General features: G+C 62.6%; 9 protein-coding genes. 3 read left to right on the top strand and 6 right to left on the bottom strand.

All coding sequences use genetic code 11. The annotated features are described in order from the left end of the window. Positions 1-79: 79 nt before the first annotated feature. From E4L98_RS28755 to E4L98_RS28730, 6 genes are all read right to left on the bottom strand, one after another. The gene (locus E4L98_RS28755) at positions 80-1,042 is read right to left on the bottom strand and encodes a T6SS immunity protein Tli4 family protein (RefSeq protein ID WP_135204963.1); all 963 of its coding nucleotides are present in this window, start codon (positions 1,040-1,042) and stop codon (positions 80-82) included. Between the two features lie 421 nt (positions 1,043-1,463). Further along, positions 1,464-3,512: a T6SS phospholipase effector Tle1-like catalytic domain-containing protein gene (locus E4L98_RS28750; RefSeq protein WP_167761481.1), complete on the bottom strand. Its 2,049-nt coding sequence runs from the start codon at positions 3,510-3,512 to the stop codon at positions 1,464-1,466. Continuing rightward, complete coding sequence (locus tag E4L98_RS28745; RefSeq protein WP_167761480.1) at positions 3,490-3,999, bottom strand: DUF3304 domain-containing protein; 510 nt, start codon at positions 3,997-3,999, stop codon at positions 3,490-3,492. Before E4L98_RS28745 ends, E4L98_RS28750 begins: the two co-directional genes overlap by 23 nt. A 25-nt stretch (positions 4,000-4,024) precedes the next feature. Beyond that, entirely contained in the window at positions 4,025-4,900 is an 876-nt protein-coding gene (locus tag E4L98_RS28740) for a DUF4123 domain-containing protein (protein ID WP_167761479.1), read from the bottom strand. Positions 4,901-4,902: 2 nt separating this feature from the next. Next, positions 4,903-7,824: a type VI secretion system Vgr family protein gene (locus E4L98_RS28735; protein ID WP_135204976.1), complete on the bottom strand. Its 2,922-nt coding sequence runs from the start codon at positions 7,822-7,824 to the stop codon at positions 4,903-4,905. After that, positions 7,821-8,663, bottom strand: a complete 843-nt coding sequence (locus tag E4L98_RS28730; RefSeq protein WP_135204959.1) for a hypothetical protein — start codon at positions 8,661-8,663, stop codon at positions 7,821-7,823. Before E4L98_RS28730 ends, E4L98_RS28735 begins: the two co-directional genes overlap by 4 nt. Before the next feature lie 152 nt (positions 8,664-8,815). Between E4L98_RS28730 and E4L98_RS28725 the strand changes: the two genes are divergently transcribed. The 3 genes from E4L98_RS28725 to tssM form a co-directional block, all read left to right on the top strand. Next, positions 8,816-9,652, top strand: coding sequence for a M15 family metallopeptidase (locus E4L98_RS28725; protein WP_135204958.1), 837 nt, complete (start codon positions 8,816-8,818; stop codon positions 9,650-9,652). Positions 9,653-9,655: 3 nt separating this feature from the next. Next, a complete protein-coding gene (locus E4L98_RS28720; protein ID WP_135204957.1) occupies positions 9,656-11,116 on the top strand; it encodes a hypothetical protein in 1,461 nt (486 codons plus the stop codon). A 28-nt stretch (positions 11,117-11,144) separates the two neighbouring features. After that, on the top strand, positions 11,145-14,787 hold a 3,643-nt coding region (tssM, locus tag E4L98_RS28715), incomplete at its 3' end, for a type VI secretion system membrane subunit TssM (protein ID WP_229257617.1).

The following is a 14,787-nucleotide window of genomic DNA, read 5'->3' as shown; positions in this document are numbered from 1 at the left end:
ACCAGTGACACTATTCCTTCGATTTGCGGTTATTTCTCCTCATATGCATACCGGTTGCATTGACCTGCATTGAGCACCATTATCTGATACTGCGGCTGACCTTGTCCCACAGGGCCAGCGCGCCTGCTTCATTTGCTGCGCTTGCGCCTGTCACTTCCATTTCGAGATGAATCTTTGGCGTGGCTGGGGAAGGCACTGGGCGCACGGTCTCCAGGAAGAATGCCAAGTCCTTATCTCCTTTTTCCCCCGGGCTCAGGGAAGTTGCCCACTCCTGCGCGCGCATCCCGGCGACATTGATCTCCGCCTTACGCAAAACAGACTGCTTGACGGGCAGCGCCTTTAGCAAGCTGTTCGGCCCTTCCAGACGTTGATGCAAAGACACCGCATCGTCTTTTTCATAAGTGTCAACGTCCACCGAAAACGCAATGTCGGGAGTTTGAGGAGACACGAAATGGAACGAAGCCGATTCCGAACGGTATTTGCCTTTGACGGCAACGTCACCCATACAAAACGCAGCAGCCTTTTCAATTGGATTTTTCCAAGCTTGCACATTTCGCATGAGATCAAGCAACAGCGCCTCGGACTTTGCTACCTGATTCTTATATGAGCTAACTGACGCAACCAGATAGATATCATCCAAGAGCCAATGGATTTCACTTTTATACGCGTCATCGATGACGTGCACACGCATCAGCTTTGCCTCATTTGGCAAATCCCGCACCTCGCTCAGTTTGGACGTCATCCCTTCGTCGTCGGCGAGCTCGGCATGACGGGCCGCGACCAGCTTCCTGAATTCACCGCCGCTGATGCCAGTTTTTTCGACCACATCGATGTTGCCATCTTCCACCTCATCCTGGTCATGCGTAAAAATTGCGGAGGCCCCGGACTTCAGGGCATAGCCGTCAGGCAGATCAATCGTGCTGTGGCCTATGCAGTGCGATTTCACCGAGATGTTCACCTTGTTTTGTATGGTAAGGTCATTTTTTTTGTCATCGCAGCCTGTCAGCAACAGCGCGAATAACAGTCCACAGATCAGTTTCATAACGACGCTGGGCTCACGAAGGAACTGGAATCGCTTCAATCAAGGTTGCGCTCATGGCCGATGGGTCCAGCACCACGTAACCGAGCTCATGGTCGTCGTAATTAATGCCGTGCCCACTTACCGGCACGTGGAGTGTTTGCTTTCGCGCAGGCGGATAGCGTTTGTGCCATAAGAAAACACCATGCCGCCGTTCGACTATTCGGTATGAGCGCATATACTAAGTCCATCATCATGCGATGCGTCCGATTCTGGCTGCTCCTTGATTGATGCTCTCCAGCGTGCCAGCTTTCACGCTATACCCTACCGGCAGATCCAAATGATAGTGACCTTTGCACTGTGTCGTCATTCTTGCTGTTATCGCAGGCGAGGAGACGGCGTTCCCCCGCTGACAACCAACGCAAACAGGCAGCGCACGATGAAGTCACACTGCGGCTTCAGTTGGATTTTTCTGATCAACGCTGGCGTATTGCAATACATCTGCTCCCGGCTTCTTCTCTATCATCGCGTACTTATACTTCTCATCGCCGCCGAGATAAACGACGCGTGGATCGGACGGCAGGGTAGCGTCCTTAGCAAAGCCGGACAAGGAGTCGTGCACCAGATTGTCAAAAAACGAAATGATTTTCTCGTCTTTGAGGCCATTGTTATGAATGTATTCGTTTTCATATGCATCCATCAGCGCCCGGTAGTGAGGGCGCAATTCCTGACGCTTGCCAGTATTCGGCGCCCCGCCAAACAGCCCCTTGGCGGTATAGGCTTGCCGTATCGCCTGCACATCAGCGAGCAATTGCTGATCGTACATCTGCACCAGCGAAGCAAACTTTGTCATATCGGGCAAAGCGTCGCGCTTGGCTTTTGCGCGCAGCAATTCGTCTTTGGTCATGTCGTACTGCGACTTGGCTTCCGCAATTTTTTGGTCGTAGGCTTTCAAGTCGGGCAAGTCAGGATTGCCATAATTACTCTGCAAGTAAGCAGTTCTTCTCGCGTCTGCCTGCGACAACGCGCGCATGGCCGCATCATTTTTTTTGCCTAGTCCGGCGATTTGCTGGTCGAGAGTGACACGCTCTGCTTGAAACTCATTGCTTTTCCGTGAAATAGCCGCCGCCTCGCTGCTATCGCCGTTTGCCTTGCGCCGGATGGCGCGGAAACGCCACGCATAATATAAAGACATATGAGCATTCATTAGCGGTCCTAGATTCGACATGCCGCGCACTTTGCTTTGGTAATAGTTATATAGTTCAAGCATCGAAGGATCCATATCGAAGTCGCTAAACTGGTTTTCACCCCAAGCTGTTTTTGGCAGCAATGGAACCCCGGCATCCACAGCAAGTTGATACATGTTATGTAGCGGGATCAAGCCAAGCTTCGCCCTACCATCCAGGCTACGAGCACCCTCGCCCGGTCGGTAACTACCGCCGACATCGGAATGCACACCGGGAAACACCGTCTCATGGAATTGCTCCGGCTTGGCCACGCGGCCGTCCACGAGAACGCTTACGCTGTCGACAGGGAAAGAATTGCGCAATTCATGCGCGGCGATAAAATGGCGCACGTCTTCGACCATGTGCGGAATAGCCATCAATCCCCCCCAGTCGGAGTGGCCATCGTACACGCCCGGCGCTGGGTCGGCACCAGGCGCGGCCCCCTTGGCATAAGCCAGCGCTTGCGGCCAGCAGGCTATGTAATTTCTGGATAAGAGCCGAGTATCGATAATCTGCTTCACACCGAAAGCCGTCGCCACGACACTCACGTTGTTAGTACTCATGGGCAGACCGACCGAGGCTACGGTATCAAAAATACCCATGAAGCGTATGCGCAGACGGTAACCGCCGTTCTTCAGCCGCCAATTCCCCTGTTTGTCTTGTGTACAGCGATCCCTTAGCAAATGATTTGAAAAAGCACGCGCTAGCGCCGCCCCACGACTGAACCCGAACAAGGCGACATTGACCTCCCGGATGGTATTGCCCGGTGATTTGGCCCGCGCAATATGCGGGCTCAGGAGCTTGTCAAATTGCTTTAAGGCCCAGTCCAAGCGCGCATCCCCCATTCGCCCTGTACCCAACCCCAACGTGCTGCCACCATCGTCCCCGACCTCTTTGAAATAAGTGCCAACGCCTGGGATATAAATGCCGTAGATACCATTGCTTCGGGTAGTCGGCGTATGAGCCCTATACAGTTTGGCGACATTACTATGTTTCTGCGTCCCCACATCCGCGTCGAGATTGTTTCCTGTTCCGTCAAAGAAAAAACTCAGCCAGATATACTGCTGACAGCTATCAGGAGGAAGTGCAGTCGTTTTTTTTGTCGCAGCAGTCAAGCTCGCAGCGACCGATTGCACCTTCAATTTCGGAGCAGACTCGGCCACCATAGCGTTCGCCTGATCCACCGCATCGCGCAATGCGGCGGCGTTTGGGCTTAACGGGGGGGCTTTGCTATCGCCGACTACATCATTCTTTTGGTTTGCGGTCATTTGGACACCGTGGATAGCGAATGGGGTCATTGCGTTGCCCATCCAAAGACAAGCGCGGATCAGAAATTCCCGCCGTTATCGCTGCCTTGATGGAGCCGTCCGGGTAAAAATGTATTTCCATGTATTGCGGATCGTCTGCCGTCAACACCTCCACTGGGGCATCTTGTTCCTTATAAAAAGAATATAAAGTATCGAACATCTGCTTGGATAAGGAAGACTGTTCCTTGAAATAGCAGGCGCCAGATTGCCAACGTATATGAACTGTTTTGATGGGGCTACCAGGCCGGTAAGATACACAACACACGATGCCGCTACCGCCACTAGAGGGCGAACTGACCTGAATGTTGCCTCCACCTTGGCCGTTCACGCTAAACGAGTCGATGTATTTGTTGGTGTAGTTATAGCCCAAAATTCCCAGCGATACCGGTTCGTCACTGTGTCGCGGCGAAGCGGCGCGACCGCAGGCGCACAGAAGGCACAACAACATAAAACTTAGCCATCGTCCTATCCGTCTAAGCTGCATATTCAACCTCTCCATCTTCATTGGCGACCGCGTCGCTTAAACTGACCTGCCCAGAACTGACCCGTTGCAATAACCGCTGCCAGTGCGGCGTCAGAGCAAAGTCCTCCCCATACAGCAGAGCCAGGCCACAGTATAGCGACAGCTCATGCGTGGCGACGACGCCCACCTCGCGCGCGGCCGCCATGTGCCGTATGATGAAGGCGTGCTGCTGCGGTAGCGGGATTTGCAAATACTGATCTGGCATCATCTCGCGCAACTGCGCTGCGACCTGGTCCGCTTCGCTGGCGTCGAGCAGCGCGAATTCCTGTTCTGCGGTCAACACGAGCGGCGCTTCAAAACGGTCTACCAGTTCGTGCGATGCGGCTTGGCGCACTTCCTTTCCGCTGCGGTCAAAGTACCACCAGCAGTCGGCCACACTCAGGAAAACGTCGCGCTGTGACTCGTTGAGCACCGTCAGCAATGCCTCAAAGATGCGGGGATCGAAATACCGCAGCATGACATTCATCTTCTCCGAAACCTGCGCATCCAGGCGCTGCGCCAGCCGCCTGCTCAGCTCAGCCTTATTCAACGATGAGCTGATCAGCAACATCGACGATGTATAGGTGCCATGTTCCTCCACCCAGCGCAGCAGGTGGCTATATTCCTTATTCGATTCCTCGTCCAACGGGAACAGCAACGGCGCCACTTCCAGAGCATTGCGTTCGCGGCTGCCATCGAACAAGCTTGTCCAGGCAATGCCACTGGCATCCAGTTCGCGCAGCAGGCCCGGCATGCCGGCGTGATCGGCAAGACAGTAAAGATGATTATCGGGCCAGGTTACTGTTGCCTCGACATAGATCTTTTGCAAATCGGCGTAAGTGCTCATGCTTATCTCGTGACAAAAGGCGCGCCGGCAGCGCGGGCTTTGAGCAGACATTCGACGCAGATCGACTGCGGCATCACGGGTAGTGGGTAATCCTGCTGGGCGGCGCCGCTAAAGTTCTTCTTGCCCGCGTGAATCGTCAGCTTGCCCGGACACTGCACCGTGATGTTGCCGCCCTCGATCGTGATGTTGGCGCCGCCCGCCGTGGACAGGCTGATGCGCCTGGCCGCCGCCCAGTCCACCTCGGCGCTGGCGCTGACGATGTTGACGTCGTCCCGCGCCTGCACTTTCAGTTCGTCGGCCTGGGCCTGGATGTCGATGGCGTCCCTGGCGGCGATCAGTTGCACGCCGAGGCCGCCTTCGCCCGGCTGGACCGCGCCGCCCAGCACGCCGATCGCCTGCCCCGTATGCGTGCGTAACTGGCCACCGCTGAGGAACTGGCTGTCATTGCCGCTGACCATGGAGATCGTCTCGCCATTGGCCAGCTGCACCGCCTGCCCCGCCGTGACGCCGATGCCGCTCTTGCCGCTGATGGCGATGATGGGCGAGCTGCTGTGCGGCAGCTGGTCGTCGCCGGGCGCGGTTTTCTTTTCCGCCGCATCGGCACGGGCCGCATCCAGGCTGCCATTGCCGACCATGCCGGAGACGGCGTTCAGCATCGCCTGCAGCGGTGCGGCTTTCTCATCGAGCTTGCTGGCATTGGCCTTGGCCGCGCCGATATGGCCTGCCAGCGCGACGGTCTGATGCGTTTTGGCCGCCTCGCTAAAGGTTTCGGCGATCTTGACCGCCTGCTTGAGCATGGCGATACCGGCCGTGTTGTCGCCGGCCGGTTCGCGCGCGTCGGCGCTGTGGTTGATCTTGTAGCTGCTCACCAGCAGGCCGGCGCCGGCGCGCACGGCGCCATAGGCGTCGGTACGCAGCTCGGCGCCGTGGCCGCGCAGGCTGCCGCGGTAGTTGTCGGCGCTGTGGATCAGATGGCCCAGACTGAGCTCGCTGGCGGCGTGCGTGGAGCGCAATTGCACGCGGCCCTGCGCGTCGGTGTCGTCGAACAGCAGCTGGTTGTAGCCGATGCCGCCGAACTCCTTCGATCGCACGCCCCACTGCGCGGCGGCATTGCGGTGGCCGGCGCTGTCGGCCGAGGCGCCGTGCCACAGCGGGCTGTTGCCGCCGGCCAGATTGCCTTGCGAAGACGGCGCATGGTCCGACGCCGGCTGGAAGGTGGCGGCATCGCCGCCGCTGCTTTGTGCGCCGGGCGTGGCGGCGACGCCGCCCTCGCCCTGGCCGTTGTACAGCGCGGCCACGATGATCGGACGGTCGATGTCGTTCTCGATGAATTGCACCAGCACTTCCTGGCCGATGCGCGGCAGGAACTGGCTGCCCATGCCGCCACCGGCCGCGCGTTGCGCCACGCGCACCCAGCAGGTGGCATCGCCGCTGTCCTGCCAGTGGTAACGGATGCGCACACGGCCCAGCTTGTCGCAATACAGTTCGTCGGCGCCGGCCGCTTGCGATTGGCCGTCGGCGCCGATGACGATGGCGCTTTGTGCGCCGCGCGCGGTCGGTTTGGGATGACTGCGGCCATCACTGCCCGGCAACTGCGGACGCCAGATCACGTCGGCCGCCACCGCGTCGAAGCTGTTGGCGTAACCGGTCTGACGGGCTTGAGCGATGGCCAGGGCGAAATCGTCGTCAGCGCGGTCGGCAACACCGGCGCGCGCGTCCGTAAAGTCATGATCGCCGGCAGCGATTTCCCGCAGCAGTTCGGGAATCGGGCCGAACAGTTCCGCCAGCGCTTCCTGCGCCGGCGCTGGCAGGTTGTTGATCCCGACGCTGCGCACGCGCAGCAGGACGTAGGCGGGACCGGCGTCGCCCGCGCTGTCGGCGCCGGCAGGCGAGGCCAGCGGCCCCTGCGTCAACGTGAAGCGGGTGCCGGCCGCCAGGGTGCGGACGGTGGATCGGCCATGCCAGCGCTGGGCCGCCGCTTCCCTGCCCTGCATCTGGATGTCCGCATAGCGTTGGGCCTGCGCCGCGTTGGCATAGGCGTATTGACCGGGCACATCATAGCTTTCCAGTGGCGGCAGTTTGCCGGCGCCCAGGCGCGACGGCGCACTGGCATTGACGGCCCGCTTGGCCTTGTAGTCGTAGCTGAGCAAGGTGGTCAGCGAGGACGTCACACTGCGGTGCTTTTGCAGCGCCTGTATCGTATCCGAAGCCTCGCGGGCGCGCGCACCGTGAAAACGGATGCCGCCGCCAACCGCGCTGCTGGCGTCTTCCGGCATCGCGCTGAGCTGGCTGCTGTCGGCGAACAGCACCACGCCGACGGCATTTTCCAGCTGCTCATAACGCCAGCCCAGTCCCTCTTCGGCCAGCAGGCGGGTCACGAAGCCGAGATCGGATTCGCGGTACTGGCAACAATAGCTGCGCGCCACCGCGTCGGCCATGAACGGCTGCGTCTCCTCGCTCCAGCGCCATTGCGCCAGCGGCGCATAGCCGCCGAACACGTCGTCGACGATCTCGAGCACGGTCTTGTCTTGCCACACGCGGCTGTTGCGCACCTGACCGAGCCGCCACAGCCAAGGCGTCAAGCGCAGGCGGAAGCGCGCCAGGCCGCCTTCACTGCCCAGCATGGCGGCTTGGGTGATGTCACCGTTGAAGGTGGTGCGGCTGCCGTCCGCCAGGCTGACAGTCAGTCCGGCCGGCTGCCCCAGCAAGGCGTTCAGGTCGACATGCGCATTGGTGGACAGCACGATGATGTCGCGCGGGCCCACGCCCTGCACGCTGTCGTCGGCGGAAAACGCTTCGACCAGCAGGCCGCCGGAGCCGAGATCCCCACCATCACCATCCGCCAGCGTCAGCTCGTACAGGCGCGTCGCGCTGGCAAACTGGACCAGCGCCGTGGTGATCTGTTCAAGCAGGGCCGCGCTCATGATTCCGAAGCTGTCTTCACCGCCACTGGCTGTTTGCATTCGGGTTCATTGCGCGCAGTGGTGGAGCACAGGTGTTGGCGGCACTGCGCGGCGCCGGCCTCGTTCATGCGGCTGCATTGCTTGAGCTGGTAAGCCGGCGTCGATGGTGCGGTCGGTCGCCCCGCCTGCACATGTGCGACCAAAGCCGCCAGCAATGCCACATCGCTGTCCGGCTGCGCCGGCGCTTTTTTGGTCTCGGCTTTTTTCGCCACCTGCACCGTTTTTTTGGCGGGCTTGTCGGCTTTCTTATGGTCCGCCACTTTCTTTTCGGCCAGCTTGTGCTGGGCCGCATGAGGGCGCTCCAGCGCGGCGGTGAGCTCATCGCGCGGTTTGGCCGGCGGCGTCTCGTTCAGCATTTCTTTCAGCGAGCGTGCGTTCTCGGCCGGCGGGCTGACGGCGGCGGTGTCCTCGACGATGCTGGCGGCCGCTGCCGGTGCGGCAGGCGCTGGCTCGGCGGGTGCGGCTGTCGGGGCGGACACAGCAGGGGCAGGGGCAGTGGCAGGGACAGTGGCCGGGGCAGCGGCGGCCTGCGCCTGAGCCTGCGGCGGCAAGGTCAGCTGCGGACCCGGCCGCATCTCCGACCAGGTCCAGGCACCAGCCGCAAGCAGGACCAACAGCGCCGCACCGAGCCCGACCGGCAGATACTTCCGGCTCGACGCGACCTTGCGCGCCGCGGCCGCGGCGGGCGGGCGGCGTTCCAGCCCGTCCAGAATGCCGTTGCGCCCGGTCTCCGCCGCCGGCTCCTTGGACAGCAGGCTGGGCCGGCTGCTGGTCGGCGGGCGATTATTTTCTTCTTGCAAAATAAGCTCCCTTGTAAATTTCGCATGACTTTACGACATTCAAGAAAAATGTGCCGCACGACTCGGTCGTTCAATCGTGCGCGGGCTTGTCATAAGTCTAATTTATACTTCAAAGCAATGCTTTTTAGACATTAGAATCAACCGGAGACAATGTGTTTCTACTCGCAGTGATGCTTTATTTCGTGCTCGCATGCCTCATCAGCTGGATGGTGTTGTTCCCGTCCGGGCGCGAATTCGTCATGACGGCGCTGGCCGGCGTCGGCGCGCGCCTGCAGCAAGGACTGGGCCGGATGGCGCAGCGTCGTCGCGACGGCGTCGGCGTCCTGACCCGCTCGGGCCGTGCCTCGGCCGGCAGCCTGCGCGAGTTCTGGGCCGAGCACCAGGTGTTCTGCCTGGGCGGCGTGCTGCTGCTGTGCCTGCCGCCGCTGCTGGCCTGGATGCTGGCCAAACCGGCGCTGACCGGCTACGAAACGTCGACCCGCGAGGTCAACACACAGGTGGCCAGCCTGCTGCAGGGCGAACAGCTGGTGCCGCCGCCGGCGCTGCCGCCGCTGGTGTTCACCACCGCCGAAGTGCAGCTCGAACGGCCGATGCTGGCCAGCGCCAGCCGCGATTGGGCGCAGCTGGACGCGGTGTTTGCCCAGCGTCTGCTGATGGCCTTCCGCATCATGAAGGAAAAATACGGTTACGACATGGCGCTGCTGGAAGGCTACCGCAGCCCCGAGCGCCAGAACGCGCTGGCGGCGCTGGGTTCCGGCGTGACCAACGCCGCCGCCTTCCAGAGCTGGCACCAGTACGGTCTGGCCGCCGACTGCGCCTTCCTGCGCGACGGCAAGCTGGTAATTTCCGAGCGCGATCCATGGGCCATGCGCGGTTACCAGCTGTACGGCGAGGTGGCCGAGTCGCTGGGCCTGACCTGGGGCGGCCGCTGGAAGATGATGGATTTCGGGCACGCGGAACTGCGCCAGCCCGGCGTGATGAGGAAATAAGCGATGAACGTGTTGCGCAATCTCGTCCTGCTGCTGGCCACCTTCGGCGCCAGCTGGGGCGGCGCTATCTGGTACTGGCGCGAGACCAACCGCATGCCGGCCACCAGCGAACTGGTTTTATATATGCTGGTGCTGCCGCTGGCATTGCTGACCGGCTGGTGGGGCGGCCGCAAGGCGTGGGACAGGATGACCAGCCTCGCGTCCGAGCGCACACGCGACCAGGTGTCGGCGGCGCAGGTCACCGCGACGGCAACGCCTGTGGCCATGCCGCTGCCGCCCGCACTGACCATTGCCGCCAGCGCGCTGCGGGTGCCGCATGGCGACTCGGCCCATGCCCTGCGGGGCGCGCTGGCCGGCGCCGGCGCCCGTCCCACGCTGGACAGCGAGCTGTATGACGACGATGGCTATCCCGTGATGAGCGCGCGGCTGGCCGACAGCGACGCAGCCGGCCTGCGCGAGGAGCTGCAGCAATGGCGCCCTATCGCGCAACTGGATGATCCGCATTTCGACAGCGCCCAGTGGCGCGCGCTGGCCGCCGCCAGCGCGGTGCTGGCGGAACTGGCGGCGCAGGCCTTCGGCCACGCTTATCTGGCGCCCTGGCTGCAGCAGGAACAGGACCGCCAGCAAAGCCGCCTGCCACCGGGCGCGCCAGTGACACCGGCGCCGCCGATGTTGCAGCTGCTGGCGCTCTGGCCCTCCGACTGGAAGGCACAGCAGGCCGCGGTCGCCGATCAGTGGCTGCGCGAGGTGCTGACACGAGCCGGCTGGCCAGCGCAGCGTCTGGCCGCGCCGGCAGCGGCCACACGCGGCGATGGCGACGACGCCGGCGCGGCTCTGGCGCGACTGCTGGCGCAACGCGCCGATGTGGGCCAGGATTTTTTGGCGATCGTCATCGCCGCCGGCTCGCATCTGAGCGAGGAGGGTATCGCCCAGCTGGCCGAGCGCAACGCGCTGTTCACCTCGGGCCATCCGCAAGGCCAGATCCCCGGCGAAGGCGCGGCCGGCCTGCTGCTGGCCGATGCCGCCCAGGCCAAACTGATCGCCGCTGCCGGCCAGCCCGGCAGCGTGCTGCAAACCGTTGCCAGCGGCCGCCGCGCCGTCTCCGCCGACGAGGTCCGGCGCGACACCGACACTTGCCTGTCCACCGTCGCGGCCAAGGCGCTTCAGGACGGTCAGGTCGATGGCGCCCACATCGCCCTGGTCACCGCCGACACCAGCCACCGCACCAGCCGCGTGACGGAGCTGATGCACGTGGTCACGTCCGTGGCGCCGCAGCTCGATCCCGGCACGGACGTCATCGGCATCGCCGGCAGCTGCGGCAGCTGCGGCGCCGTCAGCTGGCTGACCGCGCTGGCCGTGGCGGATGCGGAAGCACAGGACCGCGGCGGCCCCGTGCTCTGCATTAGTAATGAAGACCCTTACCGCCGCTATGCCGCGCTGCTACGCCCGGCCACCGCGGCATGACATCTCCCAGCAACCGAGTCCTATCATGATGCAAAAATTCTGGCTGTTTCTGACCCAACGCCGCACGCTGATCGTCATCGGCTGGCTGGCCTTCGCCGCACTGCTGTTCCTGACAGCGGCGCTGCTGCAATGGCCGGCTTCCGTGCCGTGGACCGTGCTGGCGATCGCGCTGCTGTTCGGCGCCGCCGTCTGGTTCTGGCGCTACCGCAAACGCCAGCGCGCCGCCGGCAAGCTGGGCGACATGCTGGAACAGCAGGCCAACAAGCCGGTCAAGGCCGATCCGGCGCAGCGCCAGGAAACCGAAGCCCTGCGCACCCGCATGCTGGACGCGATCAACACCATCAAGAGCTCCAAGCTGGGACAGACCTCGGGCAAGGCTGCGCTGTACGAACTGCCGTGGTACATGATCATCGGGAATCCAGCGGCTGGCAAAAGCACCGCCGTCGCCAGCTCCGGCCTGCAATTTCCCTTCGCCGACAGCAAAATTGTGCAGGGCGTCGGCGGCACCCGCAACTGCGACTGGTTCTTCACCACCGACGGCATCCTGCTCGACACGGCGGGCCGCTACTCGGTGGTGGACGAGGACCGCGGCGAGTGGTTCGGCTTCCTCGACCTGCTGAAGAAGTACCGCAAGAAGGCGCCGATCAACGGCATCATCATCGCCGTCAGCGTGGCCGAGCTGACCCGCAACCGTCCTGAGTTCGCGATCAACCTGGCCAAGAATCTGCGCCAGCGCGTGCAGGAATTGACGGAACGGTTGGAGGTGCACGCGCCGGTGTATGTGCTGTTCACCAAAGCGGACCTGATCAACGGTTTCAATGAGTTTTTCCAGGACAGCGAGCGCGGTGAGCGCGACAAGGTCTGGGGCGCCACCCTGCCCTACAGCCGCAGCACCACCAGCGAGGAAGTGCTCAACCAGTTCGACGCCCGCTTCGACGAATTGTATGAAGGACTGAAAGACCTGAGCGCCGCCAACATGGCGCTGCAATGGCGCGAGCGCATGCCGCCCGGCGTGTTCACCTTCCCGCTTGAGTTCAGCTCCATCAAGCCGTCGCTGCGCACCTTCGTGGCCACGCTGTTCGAGGAAAACCCGTTCCAGTTCAAGCCCGTGTTCCGCGGCTTCTACTTCACCAGCGCGCTGCAGGAAGGCGAAACCGTGTCGGCCTCGTCGCAGCGCGTGGCGCAGCGCTTCGATCTGCAGCTCAAGCCCGCCGACCATGAAGAGGCGCACCAGCAGCAGGGCTACTTCCTGCTCAACCTGTTCCGCAAGGTGATCTTCGCCGACAAGGACCTGGTGGCGCAGTACGCCAGCCCGGCCAAGACGCGCGTGCGCTACGCCGCCTTCTTCGGCGCCGTGGCCATCGCCGGGCTGATGCTGGCCGGCTGGAGCTGGTCGTACATGAACAACCGCCAGCTGGTGGCCAATGTGCAGGCGGACCTGGATCAGGCCATCAAGGTGCAGGAAAAATCGATGGACCTGCAATCGCGCTTCGCCGCGCTGGAAATCCTGCAGGACCGCATCGAGCAGTTGGACAAATACGAGGAAGACAGTCCGTTGTCGCTGGGTCTCGGTCTGTATCAGGGCTCGCTGCTGGACCGCAAGTTGCGCGAAGAATACTTCAACGGCGTGCGCGAAGTGATGCTCAAGCCGGTCGGCCAGACGCTGGAAGCGTTCCTGGCGGAGGTGAACGGCAATGCGGCCCAGCTGCAGCCGATGTCCAAGCCGGTATCGGCCGCCCCGGGCGGCAATTCGGCGCCGCCCAACGCCACCCAGGCGGAAGCGGCGGCCGCGATCAACAACAGCGCCCAGCAGTTCAAGGACGCCTCGCCAACCGACGCCGAAGACGCCTACAACGCGCTGAAAACCTACCTGATGCTGGGCGATAAATCGCGCGCGGAAGCCGGCCATCTGAACGACCAGATCACGCGCTTCTGGCGCGTGTGGCTGGACACCAACCGTGGCACGATGTCGCGCGAACAGATGATACGCAGCGCCGAACGCATGATTTCGTTTTACCTGGCCCAGATCAACGACACCTCGTGGCCGCAGATCGACAACCGCCTGGTGCTGGTCGACCAGACCCGCGACAATCTGCGCCGCGTGGTGCGCGGCATGCCGGCGCGCGAGCGCGTTTATGCCGACGTCAAGGCGCGCGCCGCCACCCGCTTCCCTGCGGTGACGGTGGCTTCCATCGTCGGCGACCAGGACAAGGAACTGGTGCTGGGCAGCTATGCGGTCCCGGGCAGCTTCACCCGCGCCGCCTGGCAGGGATTCGTGCAGGACGCCTTCCGCGAAGCGGCCAACCGCGAACTGCAAAGCGCCGACTGGGTGCTGAAAACCTCGTCCAAGGATGACCTGACGCTGGAGGGCAGCCCGGAACAGATCCAGAAATCGCTGGTGGACCTGTACAAGAACGACTATGCGCGCGAATGGCAGAAGTTCGTGCAGGGCGTGACGGTGAAGGACCTGTCGAACTTCGACCAGGCCGCCGGCGCCATGAACCGCCTGGGCGATCCGCAAACCTCGCCGCTGAACAAGCTGATGAACACCGTCTACGAGCAGACTTCCTGGGACAACCCTTCCCTGCTGGATGCCGGCCTGCAGCGCGCCCAGCGCGGCGTGACCGGCTGGTTCAAGGAAACGATATTGCGACAGAAGCCATCGCAGTTGAACATCAACGTCAACACCAGCGGCGTACAGAATGCGGCGCTGCCGCTGGGCCCTGTCGGCCGCGAATTTTCAGGCGTGGCGCGGCTGGTGGTGGCCAAGGACAAGGACGCGTCGCTGATGCGCGGCTACATGGAGCAGTTGGCCAGGCTGCGCGGCCGCTTCAACCAGATCAAGAACCAGGGCGACCCCGGTCCAGGCGCCAAGCAGCTGATGCAGCAGACGCTGGACGGCAGCGGCTCGGAACTGGCCGAGGCGCTGAAATATGTCGATGAGCAGATGCTGACCGGGATGACCGACACGCAGAAAGCCGCCATTCGTCCGCTGCTGGTGCGCCCGCTGATCCAGTCGTTCGCCGTGATCGTGCAGCCGACCGAGGCGGAAATCAACAAGGTGTGGGCGGCGCAAGTGCTGCAGCCGTTCCGCCAGAACCTGGCGACCAAGTATCCGTTCGCCACCGAATCGAAGCAGGAAGCCAGCAATGCCGAAATCGGCCAGGTATTCGGTCCGGACGGCGCGATCGCCAAGTTCTTCAACACCACCATCGGCCCGCTGGTGGTGCGCCGTGGCGACACGCTGAGCGTCAAGACCTGGGCCAACATGGGCATCAACCTGGCGCCGCCGGTGGTGGCCAGCTTCCCCGGCTGGGTCGCGCCGCTGGCTGCCAACGGCGTCGCCAATGCGGCCGCATCCAGCGGTGGCGAAGGCCAGACCAATTTCGACCTGCAGGCGCTGGGCGCCGTCAGCGCCACCGAGTTCACCATCGAGATCGATGGCCAGGCTTTGCGCTGGCGCGGCCAGCCGCAGCCCTGGGTGCACATGGCCTGGCCCAACCCGATGGGCACACCGGGCGCGCGCGTCACCGCCATCACGCCGGAAGGCCGCAGCGTCGTCGTGTTCAACGAGCCTGGCCATTTTGGTCTGAAAAAGATGATCGACGCGGCCAAGCGCAAACGCAAGGACAACGGCGTGTTCGAGCTAACCTGGGATAACGCCGGCGTGG

Source organism: Duganella callida, assembly GCF_004614165.1.
Taxonomy (GTDB): domain Bacteria; phylum Pseudomonadota; class Gammaproteobacteria; order Burkholderiales; family Burkholderiaceae_D; genus Rugamonas; species Rugamonas callida.
The sequence above is the reverse complement of the archived record's forward strand: the minus strand, read 5'-3'. Positions and strand labels throughout refer to the sequence as shown.

What these genes read in the sequence shown, in the direction of transcription:
- E4L98_RS28755 (WP_135204963.1), bottom strand. Translation starts at nt 1,042, where the DNA reads ATGAAACTGATCTGTGGACTGTTATTCGCGCTGTTGCTGACAGGCTGC.
- E4L98_RS28750 (WP_167761481.1), bottom strand. Translation starts at nt 3,512, where the DNA reads ATGACCGCAAACCAAAAGAATGATGTAGTCGGCGATAGCAAAGCCCCC.
- E4L98_RS28745 (WP_167761480.1), bottom strand. Translation starts at nt 3,999, where the DNA reads ATGTTGTTGTGCCTTCTGTGCGCCTGCGGTCGCGCCGCTTCGCCGCGA.
- E4L98_RS28740 (WP_167761479.1), bottom strand. Translation starts at nt 4,900, where the DNA reads ATGAGCACTTACGCCGATTTGCAAAAGATCTATGTCGAGGCAACAGTA.
- E4L98_RS28735 (WP_135204976.1), bottom strand. Translation starts at nt 7,824, where the DNA reads ATGAGCGCGGCCCTGCTTGAACAGATCACCACGGCGCTGGTCCAGTTT.
- E4L98_RS28720 (WP_135204957.1), top strand. Translation starts at nt 9,656, where the DNA reads ATGAACGTGTTGCGCAATCTCGTCCTGCTGCTGGCCACCTTCGGCGCC.